The organism is Humibacter albus DSM 18994 (assembly GCF_000421825.1).
GTDB classification, from domain to species: domain Bacteria; phylum Actinomycetota; class Actinomycetes; order Actinomycetales; family Microbacteriaceae; genus Humibacter; species Humibacter albus.
The window spans coordinates 217366-243164 of sequence record NZ_ATXT01000014.1; the positions used below are offsets into that span (position 1 = coordinate 217366).

At 68.2% G+C, this 25799-nt stretch carries 24 protein-coding genes and 1 tRNA gene; 17 read left to right on the top strand and 8 right to left on the bottom strand.

Features of this window, described 5'->3' with window-relative positions; genetic code table 11:
* Window positions 1-16: 16 nt before the first annotated feature.
* The gene (locus H623_RS18705) at window positions 17-1141 is read left to right on the top strand and encodes a 3-deoxy-7-phosphoheptulonate synthase (RefSeq protein WP_022900505.1); all 1125 of its coding nucleotides are present in this window, start codon (window positions 17-19) and stop codon (window positions 1139-1141) included.
* Here H623_RS18705 and H623_RS0108445 read toward each other — a convergent pair.
* Window positions 1108-1779, bottom strand: coding sequence for a GTP pyrophosphokinase (locus tag H623_RS0108445; protein ID WP_026940122.1), 672 nt, complete (start codon window positions 1777-1779; stop codon window positions 1108-1110). The two genes, H623_RS18705 and H623_RS0108445, sit on opposite strands and share 34 nt — an antisense overlap.
* A 170-nt stretch (window positions 1780-1949) precedes the next feature.
* Window positions 1950-2444 carry a MarR family winged helix-turn-helix transcriptional regulator gene (locus H623_RS0108450; protein ID WP_022900507.1) on the bottom strand — a complete coding sequence of 165 codons (495 nt, stop codon included), beginning with the start codon at window positions 2442-2444 and terminating at the stop codon, window positions 1950-1952.
* Between the two features lie 141 nt (window positions 2445-2585).
* On the opposite strand from H623_RS0108450, the gene H623_RS0108455 reads away from it, so the two are divergent.
* The 4 genes from H623_RS0108455 (at window position 2586) to H623_RS0108470 (ending at window position 5715) form a co-directional block, all read left to right on the top strand.
* Window positions 2586-3056 (top strand): iron chaperone, encoded by a 471-nt coding sequence (locus tag H623_RS0108455; protein WP_022900508.1) that lies wholly within the window; start codon window positions 2586-2588, stop codon window positions 3054-3056.
* A gap of 98 nt (window positions 3057-3154) precedes the next feature.
* Window positions 3155-3226 (top strand) — tRNA-Gln (locus tag H623_RS0108460).
* A 16-nt stretch (window positions 3227-3242) separates the two neighbouring features.
* The gene (gene glmU, locus H623_RS0108465) at window positions 3243-4706 is read left to right on the top strand and encodes a bifunctional UDP-N-acetylglucosamine diphosphorylase/glucosamine-1-phosphate N-acetyltransferase GlmU (RefSeq protein ID WP_022900509.1); all 1464 of its coding nucleotides are present in this window, start codon (window positions 3243-3245) and stop codon (window positions 4704-4706) included.
* Window positions 4681-5715 carry a ribose-phosphate diphosphokinase gene (locus tag H623_RS0108470; protein WP_022900510.1) on the top strand — a complete coding sequence of 345 codons (1035 nt, stop codon included), beginning with the start codon at window positions 4681-4683 and terminating at the stop codon, window positions 5713-5715. Before glmU ends, H623_RS0108470 begins: the two co-directional genes overlap by 26 nt.
* On the opposite strand, the gene H623_RS18710 is transcribed toward H623_RS0108470, so the two are convergent.
* Window positions 5687-6508: a TetR/AcrR family transcriptional regulator gene (locus tag H623_RS18710; protein WP_022900511.1), complete on the bottom strand. Its 822-nt coding sequence runs from the start codon at window positions 6506-6508 to the stop codon at window positions 5687-5689. The two genes, H623_RS0108470 and H623_RS18710, sit on opposite strands and share 29 nt — an antisense overlap.
* 101 nt (window positions 6509-6609) lie before the next feature.
* On the opposite strand from H623_RS18710, the gene H623_RS18715 reads away from it, so the two are divergent.
* Window positions 6610-8097, top strand: a complete 1488-nt coding sequence (locus tag H623_RS18715) for an MFS transporter (protein ID WP_051143175.1) — start codon at window positions 6610-6612, stop codon at window positions 8095-8097.
* Here H623_RS18715 and H623_RS20995 read toward each other — a convergent pair.
* From H623_RS20995 to gndA, 3 genes are all read right to left on the bottom strand, one after another.
* The gene (locus tag H623_RS20995) at window positions 8087-8425 is read right to left on the bottom strand and encodes a DUF202 domain-containing protein (protein WP_022900513.1); all 339 of its coding nucleotides are present in this window, start codon (window positions 8423-8425) and stop codon (window positions 8087-8089) included. The genes H623_RS18715 and H623_RS20995 overlap by 11 nt on opposite strands.
* Window positions 8422-8781 (bottom strand): YidH family protein, encoded by a 360-nt coding sequence (locus tag H623_RS18725; protein WP_022900514.1) that lies wholly within the window; start codon window positions 8779-8781, stop codon window positions 8422-8424. The genes H623_RS20995 and H623_RS18725 overlap by 4 nt, the downstream gene beginning before the upstream one ends.
* A 92-nt stretch (window positions 8782-8873) precedes the next feature.
* A complete protein-coding gene (gene gndA / locus H623_RS0108495; protein WP_022900515.1) occupies window positions 8874-10328 on the bottom strand; it encodes an NADP-dependent phosphogluconate dehydrogenase in 1455 nt (484 codons plus the stop codon).
* A gap of 135 nt (window positions 10329-10463) precedes the next feature.
* Here gndA and H623_RS18730 point away from each other — a divergent pair, with 135 nt between their 5' ends.
* From H623_RS18730 to H623_RS0108530, 7 genes are all read left to right on the top strand, one after another.
* Window positions 10464-11000, top strand: coding sequence for a gluconokinase (locus H623_RS18730; protein ID WP_022900516.1), 537 nt, complete (start codon window positions 10464-10466; stop codon window positions 10998-11000).
* A gap of 95 nt (window positions 11001-11095) precedes the next feature.
* Window positions 11096-12322: a dual-specificity RNA methyltransferase RlmN gene (gene rlmN, locus H623_RS0108505; protein ID WP_022900517.1), complete on the top strand. Its 1227-nt coding sequence runs from the start codon at window positions 11096-11098 to the stop codon at window positions 12320-12322.
* A gap of 47 nt (window positions 12323-12369) precedes the next feature.
* Complete coding sequence (lpdA, locus tag H623_RS0108510) at window positions 12370-13767, top strand: dihydrolipoyl dehydrogenase (RefSeq protein ID WP_022900518.1); 1398 nt, start codon at window positions 12370-12372, stop codon at window positions 13765-13767.
* Between the two features lie 313 nt (window positions 13768-14080).
* A complete protein-coding gene (locus H623_RS0108515) occupies window positions 14081-14701 on the top strand; it encodes a 50S ribosomal protein L25/general stress protein Ctc (RefSeq protein WP_022900519.1) in 621 nt (206 codons plus the stop codon).
* A gap of 6 nt (window positions 14702-14707) precedes the next feature.
* On the top strand, window positions 14708-15292 hold the full coding sequence (pth, locus tag H623_RS0108520) for an aminoacyl-tRNA hydrolase (RefSeq protein WP_022900520.1): 585 nt from the start codon (window positions 14708-14710) through the stop codon (window positions 15290-15292).
* Between the two features lie 46 nt (window positions 15293-15338).
* Window positions 15339-16040 carry an alpha/beta fold hydrolase gene (locus H623_RS0108525; RefSeq protein ID WP_022900521.1) on the top strand — a complete coding sequence of 234 codons (702 nt, stop codon included), beginning with the start codon at window positions 15339-15341 and terminating at the stop codon, window positions 16038-16040.
* Window positions 16041-16212: 172 nt separating this feature from the next.
* The gene (locus H623_RS0108530) at window positions 16213-16923 is read left to right on the top strand and encodes an alpha/beta fold hydrolase (RefSeq protein ID WP_022900522.1); all 711 of its coding nucleotides are present in this window, start codon (window positions 16213-16215) and stop codon (window positions 16921-16923) included.
* Window positions 16924-16932: 9 nt separating this feature from the next.
* Here H623_RS0108530 and H623_RS0108535 read toward each other — a convergent pair whose 3' ends face one another.
* A complete protein-coding gene (locus tag H623_RS0108535; protein WP_022900523.1) occupies window positions 16933-17193 on the bottom strand; it encodes a hypothetical protein in 261 nt (86 codons plus the stop codon).
* Window positions 17194-17489: 296 nt separating this feature from the next.
* Complete coding sequence (locus tag H623_RS0108540; protein ID WP_022900524.1) at window positions 17490-18062, bottom strand: YceI family protein; 573 nt, start codon at window positions 18060-18062, stop codon at window positions 17490-17492.
* 230 nt (window positions 18063-18292) lie between these two features.
* Here H623_RS0108540 and mfd point away from each other — a divergent pair, with 230 nt between their 5' ends.
* The 4 genes from mfd to H623_RS0108560 all read left to right on the top strand — a co-directional run bounded on the left by mfd (window position 18293) and on the right by H623_RS0108560 (window position 25782).
* The gene (mfd, locus tag H623_RS0108545) at window positions 18293-21973 is read left to right on the top strand and encodes a transcription-repair coupling factor (protein WP_022900525.1); all 3681 of its coding nucleotides are present in this window, start codon (window positions 18293-18295) and stop codon (window positions 21971-21973) included.
* A gap of 1040 nt (window positions 21974-23013) precedes the next feature.
* Window positions 23014-23976: an aldo/keto reductase gene (locus H623_RS0108550; protein WP_022900526.1), complete on the top strand. Its 963-nt coding sequence runs from the start codon at window positions 23014-23016 to the stop codon at window positions 23974-23976.
* Window positions 23977-24205: 229 nt separating this feature from the next.
* Window positions 24206-24673 (top strand): GntR family transcriptional regulator, encoded by a 468-nt coding sequence (locus tag H623_RS18735; protein ID WP_022900527.1) that lies wholly within the window; start codon window positions 24206-24208, stop codon window positions 24671-24673.
* Window positions 24670-25782 carry a DUF5808 domain-containing protein gene (locus H623_RS0108560; protein ID WP_022900528.1) on the top strand — a complete coding sequence of 371 codons (1113 nt, stop codon included), beginning with the start codon at window positions 24670-24672 and terminating at the stop codon, window positions 25780-25782. The genes H623_RS18735 and H623_RS0108560 overlap by 4 nt, the downstream gene beginning before the upstream one ends.
* The last annotated feature ends 17 nt before the right edge of the window (window positions 25783-25799 follow it).

The window sequence follows — 25799 nt, forward strand, 5'->3', positions numbered from 1 at the left end:
CCGAGAGGAACCTTCGATGAGCATCACCGTCCCCGATAGCGCCCCCGCCACGTCCATCACCTCCGACACCCGCGTCGTCTCGTTCGAGGCGCTTCCGACTCCAGCGCAGGTCAAGGCAGAGCTCCCGCTGGGGGAGCGCGCGGCGCAACTCGTGGCATCCAGCCGCAGTCAGATCCAAGCCGTGCTGGCCGGCGACGACCCGCGCCTGCTCGTGGTCGTCGGCCCGTGCTCGGTGCACGATCCGGATGCCGCCCTCGACTACGCGCGCCGCCTCGCGAAGGTGGCGCACGAGCGTCGCGACGACCTCCTGGTGGTCATGCGCGTGTACTTCGAGAAGCCGCGCTCCACGGGCGGCTGGAAGGGTCTCATCAACGACCCGCACCTCGATGGCACCCACCGCGTCGCCGACGGACTGCGCATGGCGCGCCGACTGCTCATCGACATTCTCGAGCTCGGCCTGCCGGTGGGCTGCGAGTTCCTCGAGCCGACCAGCCCGCAGTACATCGCGGATGCCGTGAGTTGGGGTGCGATCGGGGCGCGGACCACCGAGAGCCAGATCCACCGCCAGCTTGCCAGTGGACTCTCCATGCCGATCGGGTTCAAGAACGCGACCGACGGCGACGTGCAGGTCGCCGTCGACGGCTGCACCGTCGCGGCGCAGAGCCATGTGTTCTTCGGCGTCACCGACGACGGACGCGCCGCCCTCGTGACGACGAGCGGCAACGAGGCGGCCCACGTCATCCTGCGCGGCGGACGCGGAGCGCCCAACTTCGACTCGGACCACATTGCGGATGCCGCAACCCTGCTCGGGCGCGCCGGTCTCGCCCCACGCGTGGTCGTCGACGCCAGTCACGCCAACAGCAGCAAGGACCACGTGCGCCAGGCATCCGTTCTGCTCGCGCTCGCCGACCAGGTGCGCGCGGGTGACCCGATCGCCGGCGTCATGGCCGAGAGCTTCCTCGTGCCCGGCAACCAGCCGCTCACCGAGGCCGGGCGTGCCGGACTCGTCTACGGGCAGAGCATCACGGATGCCTGCATCGGCTGGGACGACACCGCCGCCCTTCTCGAGGTGCTCGCCGATGCCGCGCGGGCGCGGGCGTCCCGAGCTCAGATCGCGATGTCGGGGGAGGGCGGTCGGTAGCCTCGCACCTCGTGATGGAGCCGCTCCATCGTCTCGTCGAGGTGCGCGGCGGTGTCTGCCGCCTCGGTGAGCCCGTCGATGAGGTGCTGCGGCACCTGCTTGTCGTACTTGTAGTACGTCTTGTGCTCGAGACTGGCCCAGAAGTCCATCGCGATCGTGCGGAACTGCACCTCCACCCGCACCGGCTCGGGGCCGCCGGAGAGGAACACCGGCACCTCGAGAATGACGTGCAGGCTGCGGTAGCCGTTAGGCTTCGGGCGCGCGATGTAGTCCTTGACCTCCAGCACCGTGATGTCGTCCTGGGAGGTGAGCAGCTCCATGATGCGGTACACGTCGCTGACGAAGCTGCAGATCACCCGCACACCCGCGATGTCGGAGAGCCCGTTCTTGATCGCGTCGAGATCGAGGTCGATGCTCTTGCGCGCGGCCTTCTCGAGCACACCCTCCATCGTCTTGACACGGCTCGAGATGCTCTCGATCGGGTTGTAGCCCGCCGTCACGTTGAGCTCTTCGCGCAGGATCGTCAGCTTGGTCTCGACTTCGGAGATGCCGAACCGATAGCGCATCAGAAAGCGGCTCACCGTCTCGCGCAGCGCGTTGAGGTCCGAGATCGTGGTGCTGTCCGCGCTCTCCAGCAGCTGTACCGTGCTGGCCGAGAGCAACGGATGCGAAGAGAGAGCCGGCCGTCGGCCAGGACGAGCGAGTTCGGCGGAAGTCACGCCATCGACGCTATCCGACCGCCCTTGGCGACTCGTGAGAACCGAAGAGGGCTCGTGAGAGCGGAATAGGAGGAGAGGCCGGAGTACTGCTAGTCGAAGTCGAGGCTCAGCTTGCGAAGCAGGCCGGCGAGCCGTGCCTGATCGCCGGTCGGAAGCGTACGCAGCAGCTCTGCCTCCGCGTCGACGAGTCGGGTGATGGCGGCATCCACCCGGGTCAGTCCTTGACCAGTCATGCGCACGAGGATGCCGCGCCCGTCATGCGGGTCGGTGCGCCGCTCCACGAGGCCGCGCTCCACGAGCCGGTCGATGCGATTCGTCATGGTTCCGCTGGAGACCAGTGTCTGGGTGAGCAGTGCTTTCGGGCTGAGCTGGAACGGCGCACCCGCACGGCGCAGCGCGCTCAGCACGTCGAACTCCCACGACTGCAGGTCGGAGCGACCGAATGCCGCACGTCGGGCGCGATCCAGATGTCTGGAGAGCCGGTCGACACGCGAGAGCACCTTGAGCGGGGCGAAGTCGAGGTCGCCCCGCTCGCGCTCCCACGCGTCGACGATCCGGTCCACCTCGTCCGCGTGCTCCGCCATAGGTCCATTATCACGAGGCGGAGGACGAGCGCCGATTGCGCAGTTTCGGAGAAGCGGCCGGCGCAGCAGGCTTCCTAGCATGAGATGCATCAGGCCAGAGCGACAACCATCACGCATCAACGACAACGGAGAGGGACCACCATGGCAGAGCAGAAGACGACGAAGACCCCGGTGAAGGCGTCCACCAAGCCCACGTTCAGCGCGGACGAGCGCGCGGCGATGAAGGAGTACACGCAGGAGTTGAAGACGAACGCCCGCCGCGGAGGCAAGGCGACCCGGGAAGACGGCGAGCGCGACCTGCTCGAGAAGATCGCGGCGATGCCGCAGCCCGACAAAGCGATGGCGCAGCGCGTGCACGAGCTCATCAGCGAGGCCGCTCCGGAACTCGACCCGAAGACCTGGTACGGGATGCCCGCCTACGCGCTCGGCAAAGACACGATCTGCTTCTTCCAACCCGCGAGCAAGTTCAAGGCCAGGGTGGCGACGCTCGGATTCAGCGACAAGGCGAAGCTCGACGACGGCGACATCTGGCCGCTCTACTACGCGCTGAACCGCCTCACCCCACAGGTGGAGGAACGCATCGTCGAACTGGTCCGCCGCGCCATCGGCTGAGGATGCCGGCGGCACGGGTGATCCTCTGCTCCCGCGTGGCTCCCTGCTTGCGCAGCGCACGGGGAGCCCTTCGGTCTCTGGCAGACTGGAGGGCGCGATCCGCCGTGGTGTAATGGCAGCACGACAGCCTTTGGAGCTGTGAGGTCTAGGTTCGAGTCCTGGCGGCGGAGCGGGAATACTGTCAGGGTGACCGATCAGAACCTCGCCATCATCGTGCTCGCCGCTGGGCAGGGCACTCGCATGAAGTCCGCGACGCCCAAGGTGCTGCACCATCTGGCCGGCGTGCCGATCGTGACCCACGTGCTCGCCACAGCGCGCGAGCTCGATCCGGCCGTGGTGCTCACGGTCGTGCGGCACGAGCGCGACAAGGTGGCAGAGGTCGTCACCGCCCATCTGCCTTCCGCGGTGATCATCGACCAGGACGAGACGCCCGGCACAGGCCGCGCCGTGGAGCAGGCGATCGACGGCCTCCCGGCCGACTTCGGTGGCGAGGTGCTCGTGCTCAACGGCGACGTGCCGCTCCTGGATGCCGAGACCCTGCGCGAGCTCGTCGCCCACCACCGTGAAAGCGGAGCGGCGGCCACCGTGTTGAGCAGCGTCGTTCCCGACCCGAGCGGATACGGCCGCATCGTGCGCAGGGCCGATGGCGGCCTCGACCGCATCGTCGAGCACAAGGACGCGACGGCGGCGCAGCGCGCCATCGATGAGATCAACGCCGGTGTCTACGTGTTCGGCGCAGGGGCCCTCCGCGACCAGCTCGCCAACCTCAGCATCGCGAACGCGCAGGGCGAGAAGTACCTCACCGAGGTCATCGAGCTCCTGCGTCGTGCGGGCAGTGACGTCGCGGCCGTGCCCGTGGGCGAGCCGTGGAAGGCCGAGGGCATCAACGATCGTGCGCAGCTGGCCGAAGCGGGTGCGCGGCTGAACGCGCTCATCGTGCGCGGGTGGCAGCTGAACGGCGTCACGGTGCAGGATCCCGCCACCACCTGGATCGACCTCACTGTCACGCTCGACAACGACGTGACGATCCTGCCCGGCACCCAGCTGAAGGGCGCCACGACGGTGGCGAAGGATGCCGTGATCGGCCCGGACACCACTCTCGTCGATTGCGAGGTGGGCGCTGGCGCCACGGTGAAGCGCACCGACGGAACGCTCGCGGTGATCGGAGCGGGGGCATCCGTCGGTCCGTTCTCGTACCTGCGCCCCGGAACCGTGCTGAGCGAGAACGGCAAGATCGGCACGTTCGTCGAGACGAAGAACGCCCATATCGGCCTCGGCAGCAAGGTTCCGCACCTCAGCTACGTCGGAGACACGACGATCGGTGAGGGTGTCAACATCGGCGCCGGCGCCATCACCGCCAACTACGACGACATCGACAAGCACCGAACCGAGATCGGCGACGACGTGCACACCGGTGCGCACAACGTGTTCGTGGCGCCCGTTAGGATCGGAGACGGCGCGAAGATCGGAGCAGGTGCGGTCATCCGCAAGGACGTCCCCGCCGGTGCACTGGCCCTCAGCGTTGCCCCCCAGCGCAACATCGAGGGGTGGGTCGAGAAGAACCGACCGGGCACGGCAGCCGCCGAGGTGGCCGAACGAGCCCGGTCCGCACAGAAAGCGGACGATGGCTCGCAAAGACAAGACGGCTGATCTCGACCGCGCCAAGGGGCTGGCCCCGGGCATCGTCGCCAAGACGAAGAAGCGCCTGGTGGTCGCCTCCGGCCGCTCGCACGAGGCGCTCGCCCGCGACGTGGCCGCCGCGCTTGGCACCGAGCTGGTGCCCACGGAACACCGCACGTTCGCGTCGGGGGAGATCCTGACCCGCTTCGAGGTGTCCGTGCGCGGCTGCGACGTGTTCCTGGTGCAGTCGTTCGGCCCGCCCGTGAACGAGTGGCTCATGGAGCTGCTCATCATGCTCGATGCCGCCAAACGCGCCTCTGCCAAGCGGATCACCGTCGTGGCGCCCTACTACCCGTATTCGAGGCAGGACAAGAAGGGCCGCGGTCGCGAACCGATCAGTGCCCGCCTCGTCGCCGACCTGCTGAAGACCGCCGGTGCAGACCGAGTGATGAGCGTCGACCTGCACGCCGCGCAGATCCAGGGCTTCTTCGACGGACCGGTCGATCACCTGTTCGCCAAACCCGTGCTGCTCGAGTACTTCAAGCGCACGCTCTCGCCCGACGACCGGGAGAAGCTCATCGTGGTCTCGCCCGACACCGGCCGTGTGCGGGTCGCGGACCAGTGGTCGGACAGCCTGGATGCTCCGCTCGCCATCATCCACAAGCGGCGCGACCCCAACGTGGCCAATCAGGTGACGGTGAACGAGATCGTCGGCAAGGTGCGCGGTCGCGTCTGCCTCCTGGTCGACGACATGATCGACACCGGCGGCACGATCGTGAAGGCGGCGCAAGCGCTCAAAGAGAACGGTGCGGAACGCGTGATCGTGGCGGCCACGCACGCCGTCTTCAGCCATCCGGCCACCGAGCGGCTGCAGGACGCGGCGATCGACGAGGTCGTGGTGACCGACACCATCCCGGTTCCCGACGAGAAGCGGTTCGGAGCCCTGACGGTGCTGCCGATCGCCCCGCTGCTCGCGCGCGCCATCCACGAGGTGTTCCAGGACGGCTCCGTCACCTCGATGTTCGACGGGCAGGCGTAGCGGGCTCGGGGTCGAGAAGCAGACCTCGGAAGAGAGCTTGCAGGGTGAAGTCGAATCGCTCGTGGCCATCGCCTGCGGTGAGTTCGCCCGCATGGGCGATGGTGTGCGGGAACAGATCGATCGGCAGCATCCGGAATCGTTCGAGCGTCTCGTCGCGTTCGAGTGCGCGTGCGTCGGCATCCTGATCCGGATGCCTGCGCAGAGAGGCCTCGAGGCAGTACGCACACACGTACAGGTAGGCGGCGTCGATCGCCCACGCCGCTGACTGTGCCGGCACACCGCCCGCGAGAAGGATGCCCAACATCCCCTCGCTGATCCGGAGCGTGTCGAGGCTGTGGGGTGTTGCGGACAACGCGGCCTGGGAGATGCCCGGGTAACGCAGGAACTGGTCGCGCAGCCGAGCGCACACGTCGAGGATCTGCGCTCGCCAGGCCTTCTCGTCGGGTGTGGGAAGTTCGACCAGGGCGCAGAGCCGGCCGATCAGCAGATCGTCGAGCTCGGCCTTGCTGCCGACATGGGCGTAGAGCGAGGCGGGTCCTGTCTTCAACGAGGCGGCGACTCGGCGCATGGTCAGAGCCGGGTATCCCTCTGCCTCGACGATGTCGAATGCGGAGGCCATAATGCGTTCCGTCGTGAGCGGCTCCTTGCGCTTGCTCGCCGTGGAAGCTGCGCCGAGGGCCGCGATCTGCGCCGCCCAGCGGTCCCGGGAGCCGGCGCCACGGGAATCGGCGCCACGGGAATCCGCGCCGCGACCTCGGGAATCGGTGCTGCCTGAATCGCTGCTCTTCGCCATGCCCTTCACCTTAGCAGTTGACACGAACGCTGTTCGTATGTAGAACAGTGTTCGTACAACGAACGGTGTTCGTCCGTTCGTCCAACCTCAAGGAGTCATCCATGGATGCAACTCGCGACGGCCGGTTGGTCACCGCAGCTTCCCGCCGTTCGCCACGAACCCTCGCGGAAGCATGGATCGCGCTCGCCGGGCTGTCGGCGGTCTTCCTCTTCGAGATGCTCGACAACTCGATACTCAACGTCGCGCTGCCCACGATCGGGCGCGATCTGCACGCCTCGACGATCGAGCTCCAGTGGGTGACGAGTGCCTACGCCGTGGTCTTCGGCGGGCTCATGCTGGTGTTCGGCGCGATCGCCGACCGGTTCGGCCGCCGCCGGGTGATGATCATCGGCCTCGTGCTGCTGGGCCTCGCCAGCCTGGCGACCGCGTGGGTCAGCACGCCGGCCGAACTCATCGCGGTGCGCTGCGCCATGGGTATTGCCGCGGCCATGACGACGCCCGGCTCCATGGCGCTGGCGTTCCGATTGTTCCGGGATGACGGGTTGCGCGTGCGCGCCATCACGCTCATCTCGACGGTCGGTCTTGTCGGCATGGCGATCGGTCCGACCGCGGGCGGGTTGGTGCTCGCTGTCGCGCCCTGGCAGGTGCTGCTTCTGATGAACGCGCCGATCGCGGCTCTGGCGATCATCGGAATCCGGCTGGGCATCTCCGCGGACGACCCCACCGAGCTCCATCGCGATCCGGTAGACGTGCTCGGAGCGGTGCTCGGCACGGTCACGATCGTGCTCGCTCTGCTCGCGCCGACCCTGTTCGCGCGTGAGGGAGCAGGATCGTGGGGTGCGTGGGCTCTCACGGTGACAGCGGTTCTGACGGCGGTGCTCTTCGTCGTGCGCGAACGGGCGACACCGCACCCTCTGCTCGATCTGAAGCTCATCGCACTCCCGCTGGTGTCGAGCGGGTTGCTCTTCAAGGCCGCGGCGGGACTGGCGACCGCAGGGCTCGGCTACCTCGCCACTCTGCAACTCCAGCTTCAGTGGGGGTGGCCGCCCGCCCTCGCCTCTCTCGGCATGCTGCCGCAGGTGCTCGTCCTCATCGCGGGCGGTGCGTTCGTCGACCCCCTCGTCCGGTGGGCCGGTTTGGAGCGCGCCGCGTGGATCAGCGCCGTGACAGTCGTGGCCGGACTCGCCGTCTACGGCGTTCTGAACAGCTTCGGCTACGTGTTCGTGGCGATCTCCCTGGCGCTCGTCGCCGCAGGGCTCCGAGTTGTCGGGGTCGTCGCTGCGACCAACGTGATGCGGGGGCTGCCCGAGAGCCGCACCTCGATCGGAGCGGCTCTTACCGACACCGCCACCGAGGTTGCCAACGGCGTCGGTATCGCGGTCATCGGGACCGTTCTCGCCGCGCTCTTCACGGGCAGTATTGCGGCGACGCCGTGGACTGCCCACCAGGGCGAGCAATTTCAGACCGGTGTCACGGTCGCCGGTCTCGCTCTGACCGTGGTGGCCGCGCTGCTCGTCGGCTGGGGATTCCTCCGGGCCGGTCGGTCTTCGCGTCCCACTCTGCCTGCCGAGTCGGCCGCTACTCGCTGATCAACACCGACGAGATTCCCACCCCGCATGCGACGAGTGTGGAAATGGCCAACAAGCCGAGAGGCAGCGCCGGTGCCGCTCGTGGGAGCGTGTGGTGGTGACGCCCGGTCCCTGCCAGCGCCCGTCCGCGCAGAGTGCCGTAGATCATGAACGCGGATGCCGCGAGCAGCAGGAGCACGCCGGTGACGGTGAGCGGGGCGGCCCCGGACTGCCAGCCGCTGCGCACGGAGAGCAGGCCGTTCACCGCGAGAGCCAGGCACGTGCGCGACCACGAGAGCGCCGTGCGTTCGCCCTGCAGGCCGACATCCCGCAGCGGTGCGTCGCTCATTGCCCGTAGATCGCGATCAGCACCGCGATCACCGCACCGACGGCGAGCACGACGGCCGCGATGAACGGCACGGCGATCGTGAGCGGCAGGCGTCGCCCGTGTCGCATCGCGATCTCGTTGCCCCTCCAGCGCAGGTAGGCGATGACGGCGAGCGCGGCCGAGACCGCTGCGAGCACGATCGCCAGCACCACGATCATCCAGTGCGGGCCGAGCTTCTTCGAGAACTCCTCCAACAGCACGCCGCCAGCGAGAATGGCGAGCGCCGTGCGGATCCAGGCTAGGAAGGTGCGCTCGTTGGCGAGCGAGAAGCGGTAGTCGGGGTCTTCGCCCTCCTGGCGCCACTGAGGTTCACGCATGGGTCTCAGGGTATCCGCCGGAACGGGAGCGCCCCGTGCGCTCCGGGGTGCGGATCGGAGCGTACGGGGCGCAGGCGGCCTGTGCGATGCCGTCAGTGCGTGGAGGGCGTGGTCGCGATCTCGGTGCGGTTGCCCGACCACAGCGTGTGGAACACGCCGTCCTTGTCGACGCGCTTGTAGGTGTGCGCCCCGAAGAAGTCGCGCTGGCCCTGCACGAGCGCGGCGGGCAGCCGGTCGGCACGCAGACCGTCGTAGTACGCCAGCGAGGAGCTGAACGCGGGGGAGGGGATGCCCGCCTTCGCCGCCGCGACGACCACACGCCGCCACGCCTCCTGCGTGCGCTCGATCGCCTCGCGGAAGTACGGGGCCGTGAGCAGTGCGACGAGGTCCGGGTCGTCGGCGTACGCCTCCGTGATGCGGTTCAGGAACTGGGCGCGGATGATGCAGCCCCCGCGCCAGATGGCCGCGATGTCGCCCTTCTTGATATCCCACTCGTACTGCTGGGCGCCGGCGATGATCTCGTCGAATCCCTGCGAGTACGCGACGATCTTCGACGCGTACAGGGCCTGTCGCACGTCCTCGACGAAGGCGTCCGGGTCATCGAGGCCCCAGGCATCCGACGGACCGGGAAGGTCGGAGGCGGCGGCGCGCTGCGCCGGCTTGCTGGAGAGCGAGCGCGCGAACACGGCCTCGGCGATGCCGGAGACGGGGATGCCCAGCTCGAGCGCCGTCTGCACGGTCCAGGCGCCCGTGCCCTTGGCTCCGGCTTGGTCGAGGATGACGTCGACGAGCGGCTTGCCGGTGTCTGCATCCACCTGCCGCAGCACCTCGGCGGTGATCTCGATGAGATAGCTCTGCAGCTCGCCCTCGTTCCACTGCGCGAAGATATCGGCGATCTCGGCGGGCGACTTGCCGGTCCCGCGCCGGATCAGGTCGTACGCCTCGGCGATCAGCTGCATGTCGGCGTACTCGATGCCGTTGTGCACCATCTTCACGAAGTGCCCGGCGCCGTCGTGGCCGACGTGCGTGACGCACGGCTCGCCCTCGGCGACCGCGGCGATCGAGCGCAGGATCGGCCCCAGCGTCACCCAGGCTTCGTCCGAGCCGCCCGGCATGATCGACGGACCCCGCAGCGCGCCCTCCTCGCCGCCGGAGATCCCGGCGCCGACGAAGTTGATGCCGCTTTCGCGCACCGCCTTCTCGCGACGGATCGTGTCGGTGAACAGTGCGTTGCCGCCGTCGACGATGATGTCGCCCGGCTCGAACACCGAGACGAGTTCATCGATCACGGCGTCGGTGCCGCGTCCCGCCTGCACCATGATGATCGCGGTGCGGGGCTTGGAGAGGCTGGTGGCGAACTCCTGATAGTCCTTGGCGGGGATGAAACCCGCCTCGGGGTGTTCGTCGAGCAGCGTCTGCGTCCGCTCGTAACTCCGGTTGAAGACCGCCACCGTGTTGCCTTCGCGGCTCGCGAGGTTGCGGGCGAGGTTCGAACCCATCACGGCGAGGCCGACGACTCCGATGTTCGCGGGGGACTGTTCTGGCACGGCTCTTCTCCTCGATGAACGACGTGGACTAAGGAACGGGGATGAGGGATTTTCGCGTGGTATCCCACACGCGAGAGGGCTCCCACTCTACGTGACGCGACTAGTCGAACGCGGTTTCGCCGCCAGAATGGGTGCATGACCGTCATTCCACCGACCTCCCTCCCGCCGATCGTGCTGATGGGGGTGTCCGGCGCCGGTAAGACGGTCGTCGGCAGCGCCCTCGCGGACGCCTCCGGCAGGGTGTTCATCGACGGCGACGATCTGCACTCGACCGAGAACAAGGAGAAGATGCGCGCGGGCATCCCGCTCACCGACGCCGACCGGGAGCCCTGGTTGCGGATCATCGGGGAGCGTCTCGCGGTGGGTGACGGCGTGATCGTGGCGTGCAGTGCCCTGCGACGCCAGTACCGCGATCTGCTGCGCTCGTATGCGCCGGAGACGTTCTTCGCGCACCTGGACCCGGATCCCGGCACGCTCGAACAGCGGCTTGCCGGTCGGGTGCACGAGTACATGCCCGCCGACCTCGTCGGTTCGCAGCTGGCCACGCTCGAACCCCTGCAGCCGGACGAGTTCGGCGCCGTGTTCCGCTCCGACGGGTCGGTCGACGCGACCGTCGCCGACATCCGTGCGGTGCTCGCATCCGACCTCGAAGAACCGCCCGCCGTCCGCTAGGGGTGGGTGATGGCATCCAGATCCACCAACAATCCTGATCTACGGATGATCGTGGCACCGGCGGATGCCCAGCCGTGGCCTGAGAGAATGGCCGGGTGAGTGAGACGACCCTGCCCGAAGAGCGCACGATCGGCGTAGCGAGCAGGACCGGTCGACGCCAGGTCCGTCCCGCGGCCGAGGGCTGGACGCAGCAGCTGGCAGCCGACGGCCGGCCGGCGCTGCAGTTCGCCTCGCCGCGGCGCAAGCAGCCCGAGACACATCTGGCCGACCTCACGCCTGCCGAGCGCAAGGCGAAGGTCGAGGAACTCGGCCTTCCCGGCTTCCGCGCCAAGCAGCTGTCGACGCATTACTTCAGCCACTGCACGACGGATGCCGCGGCCATGACCGATCTGCCGGCATCCGGTCGCGACGAGCTCGTCTCGGCGCTGCTGCCGCCGCTCCTCACCGAGGTCAGACGGCTGCGCACCGATGACGGCCGCACCATCAAGTTCCTCTGGAAGCTGTTCGACGGCGCACTCGTCGAGTCCGTGCTGATGCGGTACCCGGGCCGCATCACGCTGTGCATCTCCTCCCAGGCCGGATGCGGAATGAACTGTCCGTTCTGCGCGACCGGTCAGGCGGGGCTGACCCGCAACCTGTCGGCGGCGGAGGTCGTCGACCAGGTGGTCGCGGCGAATCGCGCCATCGCCGATGGCGAGCTCGGGCACCGCCGCTCGGGCGCACCGGAGCGGGTGCACAACATCGTCTTCATGGGCATGGGGGAGCCGCTGGCGAACTACAAGCGCATGATGAACGCGATCCGCACGCTGCTGGCGCCGCAGCCCGACGGTCTCGGCATGTCGGCCCGCGGCATCACCGTCTCGAGCGTCGGGCTCGTGCCGGCCATTCGCAAGCTCGCCGACGAAGACATCCCGCTCACGTTCGCGCTGTCGCTGCACGCACCCGACGACGAGCTGCGCGATGAGCTCATCCCGGTGAACTCGCGTTGGAAGGTCGACGAGGCTCTCGATGCCGCCCGTTACTACTTCGAGAAGACCGGTCGCCGCGTGTCGATCGAGTACGCGCTCATCAAGGACATGAACGACCACGCCTGGCGCGCCGACCTGCTCGCGCAGAAGCTCAACGAGCGGGGCCGCGGCTGGGTGCACGTCAACCCGATCCCGTTGAACCCGACGCCGGGTTCCATCTGGACCGCGAGCGAGAGGGATGTCACAGCCGAGTTCGTGCATCGCCTCGAGTCCGCGGGCATCCCGACCACGCTGCGCGACACGCGCGGCAAGGAGATCGACGGCGCCTGCGGCCAGCTCGCTGCGGGTCAGTAGCGGGTAGCATCCCGTAGCGGACCCCGTCTACAGCCAAGGAGACACCCATGCCCCACTTCGATGTCGTCGTTCTCGGAGCCGGCCCCGGCGGATACGTCGCCGCGGTGCGCGCCGCACAGCTCGGTCTCCAGGTGGCGATCGTCGAGCAGCAGTACTGGGGCGGCGTGTGCCTCAACGTGGGCTGCGTTCCGGCGAAGACCCTGATCCGCAACGCCGAGGTGCTCGGCCTTGTCACCCGCGAGGGCGCCGAGTTCGGCATCTCCGGCGACATCCACGCGGACTACGGCGTGGGCTGGGACCGCAGTCGCAAGGTCGCCGATGCCCGGGCCAAGGGCGTCAACTTCCTGATGCGCAAGAACAAGATCACCCAGTTCGACGGTCGCGGATCCTTCACCGGACCGAAGTCGATGGATGTCGCGCTCACCGCCGGCGGCACCGAGCAGCTCACCTTCGACAACGCGATCATCGCGACCGGCTCCACCGTGCGGCTGCTGCCGGGCGTCACGCTCAGCGACAACGTCGTCACGTACAAGGAGCTCATCCTCTCGCGCGAGCTGCCGAAGTCGATCGCCATCGTGGGCGCGGGCGCCATCGGCCTCGAGTTCGCCTACATCCTGGCCAACTACGGCGTCGAGGTCACGGTCATCGAGTTCCTGGACCGCGCGCTGCCGAATGAAGACGTGGACGTCTCGAAGGAGGTCACGAAGCACTTCAAGTCCCTCGGGGTACCCATCCTCACCTCCACGAAGGTGGAGTCGGTCGCCGACGACGGCAACCGCGTGACGGTCACCTACACCGGCGCCGACGGCGCACAGGGCAGCGTCGTTGCCGACAAGGCGCTCATCTCGGTCGGGTTCGCGGCCAACGTCACCGGCTACGGCCTGGAGGCCACGGGCGTCGATCTCACCGAGCGCGGCGCGATCGCGATCGACGACTTCATGCGCACCAACGTGCCCGGCATCTACGCCATCGGCGACGTCACCGCCAAGCTGCAGCTCGCGCACGTCGCGGAGGCGCAGGCTGTGGTGGCGGCCGAGACGATCGGCGGCGCCGAGACGATGGCGCTCGGCGACTATCGCATGATGCCGCGGGCCACCTACATGCAGCCCCAAGTCGCCAGCTTCGGCCTCACCGAGCAGCAGGCCAGAGACGCGGGCTACGACGTGGAGGTCTCCACCTTCCCGATGCTCGCCAACGCGAAGGCTCACGCCCTCGGCGACGCCCGCGGCTTCGTCAAGCTGGTGGCCGACAAGAAGTACCACGAGCTGCTCGGCGGTCACCTGGTCGGGCTGGATGTCTCCGAGCTGCTTCCCGAGCTCACCCTCGCCCAGAAGTGGGACCTCGGCGCACTCGAGGTGGCGCGCAACGTGCATCCGCACCCCAGCCTCTCCGAGTCGATCCAGGATGCCGTCCACGGCCTGGTCGGCCACATGATCAACATGTAGCGACGGCGCTGAGCGGGCAAAGCGAGTTTTCGGCGCTGCCCCCTTGGAGAGCCGAGCTAGTCTTCCTACCGCCCCCGGAGCGAGCTGAGCGAGTCGAAGGGCCTGGTAGACTGGGCTCTCGAACTTCGGCGAGGGATGCCGTGCGCGCGCCGGCGGTGCACCGCTTCGGCGGCTGATCGGTCTGGCAGGCGCGGGCATCCGTGATCGACGCGGCGGACCAGGCTCACGTCTGTCCTCACGCTGACATGCAGCACGAGTTGACAACGAATCCCCTACACGTGGGCCGTGAGCCCACCGAAAGCGAGACATCACCATGGCTGACGACAGGAACAAGGTCGTCGCGGAGGCCCGCGACTCCTTCGGCAAGGGCGCAGCGCGCAAGATCCGCGCCGCCGGCAAGATTCCGGCTGTGCTCTACGGTCACGGCACCGACCCGCAGCACCTCACTCTTCCGGCGCACCAGCTCGGGCTCATCCTGCGCAAGGCGAACGCGGTGCTCGACCTCGACATCGCCGGCACCTCGCAGCTCGCCCTGGTCAAGGACGTGCAGAAGGACCCGGTGCACCAGATCATCGAGCACATCGACCTGATCATCGTGCGTCGAGGCGAGAAGGTGCAGGTCGAGATCCCCGTGCACATCGAGGGCGAGCCGTTCCCCGGCACCATCGTCGTGCAGGACCTCTCGACGGTCACCGTCGAGGCAGAGGCCACGCACATCCCGGAGCGTGTGGTCGTCGATGTCGACGGCCTCGAAGAGGGCACCCACATCGCGGCCGCCGACCTGAAGCTGCCGAACGGCGTGGCGCTGGTGAGCGACGCCGAGGCGATCGTGATCGCGATCAGCCTTCCGGCGGCCCCGGCCTCCGACGGGGCCGAGGGTGCCGAACAGGCTGCTGAGGCCGAGGCGGCCGAGACTCCCGAGTCCGCCGAGTAGCGCCGTATGGCGGAACAGCCCTGGCTCATCGTCGGCCTCGGCAACCCGGGCGCGCAGTACGAGCGCACCCGCCACAACATCGGCCAGCTGGTGGTCGATGAACTGGCGCGCCGGGCATCTGCCACGTTCAAGTCGCACAAGACCAACGCGAGGGTCGCCGAGGGACGGATCGTCCCGGGCGGCCCTCGCCTGGTCTTGGCCAAGCCGAACACCTACATGAACACCTCGGGTGGTCCCGTGTCGCAGTTGGTGCGGTTCTACTCGGTCCAGCCGGATCGGCTGATCGTGGTGCACGACGAGCTGGACATTCCGTTCGACACGATCAAACTCAAGACCGGCGGCGGGCACGGAGGCCACAACGGCGTGCGCGACATCGCCAGCGCGCTGCGCACCCCCGAGTTCACGCGGGTGCGCGTCGGCGTCGGTCGGCCGCCGGGACGCACCGACGCCGCCGACCACGTGCTCAGCCCCTTCACGAGCGCCCAGCGCGACGCCCTCCCCGTGCTGGTCTCGGATGCCGCGGACGCCGTCGAGCTCGTCACCACCGACGGCCTACTCACAGCTCAGCAGAAGTATCACGGGCGCTCGTAGTAGTAGCGGGACCGCCTCGGCGCTCACCGTTCGATAGCCTGCAGGAATGCAGCTTTTCACACGGGAATGGGGCGAGGGCGAGCGCATCGCGGTGCTCATCCACGGCATCTTCTCGAGCTCCCAGAACTGGCGGAGCCTCGGTCCCGTGCTCGCCGACAAGGGCTATCGAGTCATCGCGGTCGACCTACCGGGTCACGGGCAGAGCCCGCGCGCCCAGAACTATTCGATCGATCTGCTGGCCGACAGCGTGTTGCAGAGCGTGCCCGGGCGTCCGGAACTGGCCATCGGCCATTCGCTCGGCGGGCTGACGCTCTCCGCCGCCGTCGACCGGCTGCAGCCTCAGCGTGCCGTCTACGTCGACCCGGCGTTCACAGCGCCCCAGATGTCGTGGTGGCAGCGGATGTTCGTGCCCCTGGTCATGCGCCGGCTGCTGTCGTTCGACGCTGCGGCGATCGCGAAGCACAACCCGCGCTGGTCTCACGAGGATGTGGCCACGGAGGCCGAGGACTTCGCACACTTCGACCGCAAAGCGCTGCGCTTCTTGAAGGGAGCGGAGATGGCGGCGCCGAACGCGCTGGCCGTACCGTCGCTGCTCGTGCTCGCCGACGGCTCGCAGCTGGTCGGTGCGGAGCTCGCAGAGCGACTGCGCGGCCTCGGCTTCGAGGTGCGGGTGGTGGCAGGCGCGGGCCACACCGTGAACCGAGACGACTTCGACGGGTTCCTGAAAGCCCTCGGCGGGTGGATCTGAGGCGCTGTTCCGGCGCGGTCGCACCGCGTAGGGCGCTGACCGAGCCGAATCCGGGCGCGGGGCGCGGCATCCTCAGGATCTGCTCGCAGCCGGGCACCCTGCGCTCTGGCGGGTCGCGCCCATCAGCGCGACGTACCTTCTTCGTCATGAAGCTGTTCACGCGCTGGTCGTCATGAAGCTGTTCACACGCGAGTGGGGCAGCGGAGAACGAGTCGCCGTTCTCGTGCACGGTCTCTTCAGCAGCTCACGCACCTGGCATCGGTTCGGGCCGGAGCTCGCGGATCGCGGCTACCGTGTCGTCGCCGTTGATCTCGCCGGTCACGGAGCGAGTCCCCGCTCGCCGTGGTACTCGCTCGCGGGACTCGTGCGCAACATCACCGACAGCGTTCCCCTCAGACCCGAGCTCGCCATCGGGCACTCGCTGGGCGGACTCGCGCTGTCCCGGCTCGTGCGCCGGCTGCAGCCCGAGCGCGCGGTCTACATCGATCCCGCGTTCCTCGGCAGTCGGCTGCCCTGGTGGCAGCGAGCGGGTGCTCCGGTGCTGTTCCACGCACTGTTGAATCGTGGCGAGAGGGCGATCGCCCGCAGCAACCCGCGCTGGCAGCGCGACGACGTGCGGATCGAAGCCACGGACTACGCGGCCTTCGACCGGCGCTTCTTCCGCAGGTTCGGCGACGGCCGGGCGATGCCGTTGATGCCGCCCGAACGTATGAGCGTGCCGTCGATGATGATGCTGGCCGACCGCTCACGGCTGGTCAGCTCCGCGGTCGCCGACCGGATGCGCATGCTCGGCTTCGAGGTGCGCGTCGTGCCGGGCGCGGGGCATACGGTGCACCGCGACGACTTCGACGGCTTCCTGCGAGCGCTGGGCGGGTGGGCATAGGCAGCGGGCTCAGCGCCCGTGCGCAGCCAGGATCTGATCGAGGTCGAGACTGCCGAGCAGCTGCCTCCAGTCCAGGTCGCGCGCGACCTGCTCGACGTCCTTCTCGGCGAACACCCTTCCGTTGCGCTGCACGGTGACGCCCTCCGGAATGATGGCGTTCAACTCGGCGAGCACGGCGTCGTTCACCGCCTCGGTATTGAAATCGGCACCGTACCTGGCGTACACGTCGGCGGGAACCATGTATTCGATGGTCGTGATCTCGGTGGCCATGTCGCGAGCCTAGCTGCGCGACCCCGCGTCGACCTCGCAGTGTCTCCCCGGTCCCGGCTGATCGGCCGTGACGGCGAGCACTTCGGTCTCGTGCGGGGAGCGTCGCGACCGCGAGCCACCCCTCTAACGCCGAGCCACCCCCTTGTTCGCGTCGACAACGGGGTGGCTCGACAACAAAGGGGTGGCCCGACGGCGAAGGGGTGGCCCGACAATAAGGGGGCGGCTCGCAGGAGTGCCGCGGCGGGGACGTCCGCAGGGCTCGCCGAGTACGTGCGGACTACGCGTCCTCGTGCGGACTACGCGTCCTGCTGCAGTGCCGCCTGCACCTCGATCGTGATCGTCACGTCGTCGCCGAGAAGCATGCCGCCGGTCTCGAGCGCCGCGTTCCAGGTGAGACCGAAGTCCTCGCGCTTGACGACCGCCTTCGCGCTCGCGCCGGCCTTGTAGTTGCCGTAGGCATCCGGACCGAAGCCGCCGAAGTCGAACTCGAACGTCACCGGCTTCGTGATGCCCTTGATGGTGAGGTCGCCGTCGACGAGGAAGTCCCCCTTCTCGACGCGCACGCCCGTGGAGACGAAGTCGATGCTCGGGTGCGTCTCGGCCTCGAAGAAGTCGCCCGTGCGCAGGTGGCCATCGCGGTTCGGCTCGCCGGTGCTGATGGATGCCACCTCGGCGTGGGCCTCGACACGCGCCTCGAGCGGGTTGGCCGGCGTGACGAACGTGGCCTCGAACCGCTCGAACTTGCCCTTGACCTTGCTGATCATCAGGTGGCGGATGCTGAAGCCGACCTCGCTGTGCGCGGGGTCGATGTTCCAGGTGCCCTCACGGTAACCGGGGATCTCGAGCGTGGTCGTGGCGGTGTCGGTCATGGTTCTCCTCGTACGAACGAATGAAAGGAAAGAATGCGCGGGCCGCACCCGCACACGTATGCAAACGCATGCGGTGAGGCGCTATTCCCATCGACTCTGACTTTTCGCTCAGGCAAGCGCTGCGCGAGGACGCCGGTGAGGGCGAGGGCGAGGCCCGATGGCGCCAGTGCTGGACGGGGCGGGCCATCCTCGGGCTTCGGGTGTCGGCGCACGCACCTACACTTGATTCAGTGATCCTCGAGGGCTTGACCGGGGCGCTTTCGCGCGCCCAGACCTTTGCCGACGCCCTCGCCTACGCGAATCGCGACGCTGACTTCTCGGTGACCACCGGTCTGCGCGTCCCTCTTGCGGCGGCGCTGCTCGGCACCCGACCGGCGGCGAAGCAGGCGATGCTCGTCGTGACAGCGACCGGCCGTGAATCCGAGTCGTTGCGCGCCGCGCTCGGCTCGATCGACCCGACGGCGGAGGTGGTCGAGTTTCCCGCATGGGAGACGCTGCCGCACGAACGCCTGAGCCCGAGCCCCGAGATCGTCGGAAAGCGGCTCGCCGCACTCCGCAGGCTCGGCGCCTGGCAGGCGGCACAGAAGGACGGGCATCCGCTCATCGTCGTCGCCTCGGTGCGCGCCGCGCTGCAGCCGCTGGCCGCGGGCCTCGACCGGCTGGAGCCGATCGTGCTCGCCGAGGGCAGCCGGGGGCACGATCTCACGGGCATCGCCGAACGGCTCGTCGACCTCGCATACGCCCGCGTCGACATGGTCACGCGTCGCGGCGAGTTCGCGGTGCGCGGCGGCATCCTCGACGTGTTCCCGCCCACGGCCGAGCACCCGGTTCGCGTGGACTTCTTCGGTGACGAGGTGGAGCAGATCCGCGCGTTCTCGGTGGCCGACCAGCGATCTCTTCCGCACGACGTGCCCCGGGTCGAGTTGGCGCCTGCACGCGAGCTTCTGCTGACGGATGCCGTGCGCCAGCGTGCGGCAGAGATGGCGCACGAGTTCCCGGGACTGCAGCAGATCCTCACCAAGGTGGCCGAGGGCATCCCGGTGGAGGGGATGGAGTCGCTGGCCCCCGCGCTCGTCGACCGGCTCGTTCCCCTCACCGACTACCTGCCCGACGGCGCGGCGATCGCCGTGATGGCACCCGAGCGGGTCGCTGCCCGCGCCGTGAGTCTCGCCGAGACGAATCGCGAGTTCCTCGAGGCCGCCTGGAGCGCGGCGACGGTGGGCGCCGCGGCGCCGATCGACCTGGCCTCCGGCGATTTCCTCTCGCTGCGCCAGCTGCGCGACGCTGCCCAGCTCTCCCGGCCGGGCGCGCCCGCACCCGATCATCCGTGGTGGACTTTCTCCGGTTTCGACACAGGGGGCGCCGAGCCCGTAGCGTCGCTCGCGGAGCAGTCGGTCGCCGACCTCGTGGAGTCCGCCGGTGACTACGTGCGTGTGAACGCCGACGCGGTGCCGAGCTTCTCCGGCAACGTGGACGGCGCGGTCGATCACGTGGCACAGCGCGTTGCCGACGGATGGCGGGTGGCGATCGTGGCCGCGGGCGTCGGTCTCGTGGAGCGCGCGGTGCAGGTGCTCTCCGACCGCGGGATCGCGGCCCGTCAGGTGGAGGACTACCCGCAGGATGCCGAGACGGGCGTCGCCTACGTGCTGCCGGCATCCGTCGAGCAGGGTTTCGAGCTGTCCGAGGCGAAGCTCGCGCTGATCGGAGAGTCCGAGTTCTACGGGCGCACCATCGGCTACGACTCTCGTCAGGTGAAGAAGCTCGGCGTGCGCCGCAAGAACGTGGTGGACCCGCTGCAGCTCAAGCCCGGCGACTTCGTCGTGCACGAGACGCACGGCATCGGCAAGTTCGTCGAACTGGTGCAGCGCGAAGTCTCCTCGGGTGGCCGCAAAAGTCCGACAGGATCAGCACGGCGCGCCGTGAAGTCCACGCGCGAGTATCTGGTGCTGGAGTACGCGCCGTCGAAGCGCGGCTATCCGGGCGACAAGCTCTACGTGCCCACCGACCAGCTCGACCTGCTCACCCGTTACGTCGGGGGAGAAGCACCGCAGCTGTCGAAGATGGGCGGCAGCGACTGGGCTCAGGCGAAGGGGCGCGCGCGCAAGGCGGTGCGCGACATCGCCGTCGAACTCGTGAAGCTGTACTCGGCGCGGATGGCGTCGAAGGGACACGCGTTCGGGCCCGACACGCCGTGGCAGCGCGAGCTGGAGGAGGCCTTCCCTTTCGTCGAGACGCCCGACCAGCTGCAGACCATCGACGAGGTCAAGGCCGACATGGAGCGGGCCATCCCGATGGACCGGCTGATCTCGGGCGACGTCGGATTCGGCAAGACGGAGATCGCGGTGCGCGCCGCGTTCAAAGCGGTGCAGGACGGCAAGCAGGTGCTTCTTCTCGTGCCGACCACGCTGCTGGTGCGGCAGCACTTCGAGACGTTCCAGGAGCGCTTCGCCGGGTTCCCCGTTCACCTGCGACAGCTGAGCCGGTTCCAGACCGACCGCGAGGCCAAGGAGGTCATGGACGGACTCGCCGACGGCACCGTCGATGTGGTCATCGGCACCCACCGGCTGCTCTCGAAGAACCTGAAGCTGAAAGACCTCGGCCTCGTGATCATCGATGAGGAGCAGCGGTTCGGCGTCGAGCACAAGGACGCGCTCAAGAAGCTGAAGACGAACGTCGACGTGCTCGCGATGAGCGCCACCCCGATTCCGCGCACACTCGAGATGGCGGTCACCGGCATCCGGGAGATGTCGACGCTGGCGACGCCGCCGGAGGACAGGCATCCGATCCTCACGTTCGTGGGGCCGCACTCGGACAAGCAGGTCGCCGCCGCCGTGCGACGCGAGCTGCTGCGCGAAGGACAGGTCTTCTTCGTGCACAACCGGGTGTCGAGCATCCAGCGCACCGCCGCACAACTGGCCGAGCTCGTTCCGGAGGCGCGCATCGCGGTCGCGCACGGCCAGATGAACGAACACGCGCTGGAGCAGGTGGTCGTCGACTTCTGGGAGCGCAGGTTCGACGTTCTGGTGTGCACGACGATCATCGAGACCGGGCTCGACATCGCGAACGCGAACACGATCATCATCGACCGTGCCGACAAGTACGGGCTCTCGCAGCTGCACCAGCTCCGCGGCCGGGTGGGCCGGGGGCGGGAACGCGCCTACGCGTACTTCCTCTGGGATGCCGACAAGCCGCTCTCGGAGACCGCGCACGACAGGCTCTCCACGATCGCGGCGAACAACGAGCTGGGCAGCGGCATGCAGGTGGCGCTGAAAGACCTCGAGATCCGCGGCGCCGGCAACCTGCTCGGTGGCGAGCAGTCGGGTCACATCGCGGGCGTCGGCTTCGACCTCTACCTGCGCATGATCGGTGAGGCCGTGAGCACGTTCCGCGGCGAGGTCGCCGAGGGCCAGACCGAGCTACGGCTGGAGCTGCCGGTCGACGCCCACATTCCCGAGGACTACGTGGACTCCGAGCGGCTGCGGCTCGAGGCCTACCAGAAGCTGTCGGCGGCCTCGGGGCCGAATGCGCGACCGGATGCCATCGGTTCGGTGCTCGAGGAGCTCACCGATCGCTACGGCGAGCCTCCCGAGGCCGTCACGAACCTCATCTCGGTGTCGCGGCTGCGGCGACGGGCGCAGCAAGCCGGTTTGTCGGACGTCGTCGCGATGGGCTCCAATCTGCGCATCGCGCCCGCGGAGCTCGCGGACTCGCTGCAGGTGCGACTGCAGCGCATGTACCCGAAGTCGCGCATCGTCTCCGCGCAGAAGGTGCTGCTGGTGCCGCTGCCGGTCAAGGACGGCGAGCCGCTGCCCGACGCGGAGCTCGTCGGATGGGTGCAGGGGCTGCTCGACGCGATCTTCCCGGTGCCCGAGGGGGAGAAGGAAGACGCCGACACGGCTGCCGCGTCCTGAGATCGAGTTCCGATGGTGAGTTCTGGGATCCGGTGAATCCTGGTGATCCTTGTCAACCGGCTCGGCCCGGCTGCTACTTCGTGATCGGGATCCGGTGCTGAGCGCGTCCCTCGTCCCTCGTCGCTCGGCGCGCTTCCTGCGCTCGCCGAACCGCCCTGAGCGGGCGCACCGAGCCGAAACACCCGGTCACCTCCCCAGTACCCGAGTGCCGTTCCCGGCGGAGCGGTCGCACAGGTGGCATTCGACGGAATCTCGAACGAATCGGCGCGGATGACTACGTCGGATGTCCGAGGCACGACCTCGTAGACCAGGCCGTTCTGCGCATTCTTCGTGGCGGAGTACTCGATGAGGTCGGCTTCGATGTGCGCCTCGCCAGTGGCGTTGCTGCCGGTCGCCTCCTCGAATGTCAGCCCACGTGGCGTATGGGTCTTCAGGTAGTCGACGACGGAGTCCTCCGAGGCGCCGGGCACGGTCCAGAAACCGGTCACATGCGCCATCGGCTCGCACCAGAAGCTCAGCGCCAATGCGGTCGGTGCTCCCTCCGGCCTGCTCGAGGAGTGCACGGCGCGGGGAGGAAGATCAAGGGCGGCGAGTCGGTCCCGTGCGACGGACATCGATGCGGCATCGGGGGTCACGCCCGGGCGAGGCGACGGGAACTGCGGGGCCACCGGAGGGCCTTGCGTTGCCCGCGGATTCGCGTCGGCATCGACTGGAGAGTGCAGAGGAGCCGCCGGGATCTTCGGACCTCCGTCGCCTGAGGTCAGAGCGGCGCAGCCTGCAACGTCGAAGCACAGCACGCCGAGCAGAATGACGGCAGCGCCGTGCCGTACCGCAGCATGACCCGCGGTTCTACCGCCGGCCGTGCGGCGCTGTCGGGGTGTCTGGGTCCCGCAGTCAGGCAGAGGCTCGTCATCGAGGGGGCGCACCCGCGTCAGACTACTCGCGGTCAGGAGCGATCATCCGGCCGCGCTGACCCGAGTCGGGATCCGCGTCGAGCCGCGATCACGTCCTGAACGGGCAACACCGCTAGCGTCGACTCCATGGCAGAGATCCAATACCGCACACTCGGGCCCAGTGGCCTCGTCGTCTCGACGGTCGGCCTGGGGTGCAACAACTTCGGCCGCACCGGTACCCGCACGCAGACGCAGGAAGGCACGAACGCGGTGATCGATGCCGCACTCGATGCCGGGATCACGTTCTTCGACACCGCCGACATCTACGGAGGAGCCGGCACGAGCGAAGCCATGATGGGCAACGCGTTGAAGGGAAAGCGCGATCGCGTGGTCGTGGCGACGAAGTTCGGCATGGACATGCAGGGAACGAATGGCCCGGACTGGGGCGTGCGCGGATCGCGACGATACGTTCGCAAGGCGGTCGAAGCATCCCTCACCCGTCTCCAGACCGACTGGATCGATCTCTACCAGTACCACCGGCCCGACAATGTGACGCCGATCGAGGAGACGCTCGATGCGCTCGACGACCTCATTCGTGAGGGCAAAGTGCGCTACATCGGGCACTCCAACCTCTCCGGCTGGCAGATCGCGGAAGCCGAGTACCAGGCCGTGCTGCACGGCCATCCGAAGTTCATCTCGGCGCAGAACGAGTACAACCTCGTGCAACGTGAGTCGGAGCGCGAAGTGCTACCGGCCGTCAACGCGTACGGGCTCGGCTTCCTGCCGTTCTTCCCACTGAACAACGGCCTTTTCACCGGCAAGTTCTCGCGCGAAGGAGGCCCGGCCGACAGCCGCATCATGCGACAGCGCCGGTACGTCGTCGACAACGCACCGTGGGACGCGTTGGATGCCTACCAGTCGTTCTGCGATGCCCGCGGCATCACGATGCTCCAGGCCACGTTCGGCTGGCTGCTCGCACAGCCGGGGCTGACGAGTGTGATCGCCGGCGCCACCTCGCCCGAGCAGGTGGTGGCGAACGCCGAGGCGGGGACGGCGTGGCATCCGACGCCCGCCGAGGTCGAGGAGATCGCGGCACTGTTCGACGCGTAGGTCCCGTCGGGTTCCGTGCCGGCCGGGTTCGTCGTCGGCCGGGTTCGTCGTTGGCCGGGTTCGTCGTCGGGCCACCCGCTTGTTGTCGGGCCACCCCTGAAATGACGTGATTTCGGGGGCGGCTCGGCAACAACGGGGTGGCTCGGCGCCCTACAAATGAGATGCCGGCTCGACATACTGTATCGCTAGTGCTATAACAGATGGTACAGATGTTACCGAAGGAGAGGCCATGCAGATCGAGATCGATCCGCTCTCCGACGTGCCGCTCTATCAGCAGCTGCGCGATCGCGTCGTCGAGGGCATCGCGGCCGGCGAGTTGGTTCCGGGCGACCCGCTGTCGTCGGTGCGACAGCTGGCGATGGAGTTCGGCATCAACATCGCGACGGTCTCGAAGGGCTACGACCTGCTGCGTGCGGAAGGACTCGTGCGCACGCATCGGGCATCCGGCTCGGTCGTCGCGCGCGGCCCCCTCAGCGGGCGCCACGACGTGCAGCCCTGGACGCCGTCAGCGCGAGCAGGCTGGATCGCGAGGCTGCACACCATGCTCGCGGAGGCAGTGGCACAGGGCGAGACCGATGACGACGTGCTCGAAGCCGCGAGGGGCATCCTGACCGATCTCGCCGCGCAGCGACGCACCAACGACACGAAGAATGACAGAACGAACACGAAGAACGACAGAACGAAAGGCAACTCATGACCGCCGTCCTCATCATCGTGCCCTCCGCGCTCGTGGTGATCGCAGCCGTCATGCTGCTCCTGCCGGCGCTGATGCCGCCGACGCTGCCGCTCGGCGTGAGCGTTCCGGTCGAGCGTCAGGCCGAGCCGGTCATCCGCACGGCGTTGAAGCGCTACCGGCTGCTGGTCGGCGTCGCGTGGCTGGTGGCCGTGATCCTGGCCGTGGCGCTCGCCGCGGTCTCACCGCTCACGGCGTCGCTCGTCCCCATCCTGCTGTTCGTCGTCGCCGCCAGCGTCGCGTACATCATCGCCCGACAGATGATCGTGCGGACCAAGCACGACGAGCAGTGGTACAAGGATGTGCCGGTGCGGCTCGTCGGATCCGTCACCGTCGATCCCGTGCACACGAGCGTTCCCGCCGGCTGGTTCGCGGCATCGCTGCTCCTGTTGGCGATCGCCACCGCGATCGGCGTCGGCGTCTACGACAACCTGCCGCAGCAGGTTCCGGTGCACTGGGGCCTCGCGGGCGTCGCCGACCGGTTCGACGTCAAGAACGTGGGGAACGTGTTCGGCCCGCTGATCGTGGGCGTCATCGTCACGCTCGTGCTGTTCGCGCTGTCGTTCGTGAACCGCGTGGCGCCGATCCGGGCCGCAGCGTCCGCGAGCGCCGCCGACAACGAGCTGCGAGCCAGGGCGAAGCGAGCGGGCCTGGCGACACTGCTCGGCCGCATGATGTTCGTGATCGCGCTCGCGATCTCCTGGCTCTCCGTCGCGTCGTGGCTGCTGCCGGATGCACGATGGCCCGTGACGATCGGGACGATCGCCCTGCTCGTGCTCATACTGCTCGTGCTCGTCGCGTTCCTGGTGCGCTGGCGCCGCATCGTCGCCCAGGGCATCCCGAAGCCGGGAGCCGAACACGGCGGTGTGGACTCGCCCGACGACGACCGCTTCTGGAAGGCGGGCATCTTCTACGTCAACCGGGACGATCCCGCGATCATGGTGCAACGTCGCTTCGGGGTTGGCTGGACGATGAACCTCGGGCACCCGGCCGGTGTGGCGATCGGCGTCGCGCTCGTCGCCGTCATCGTCGGAGTCGTGGCGTTCACGATCGTGTCGAACGGGAAGGCCTGAGGCATGGAGTCGTCGGA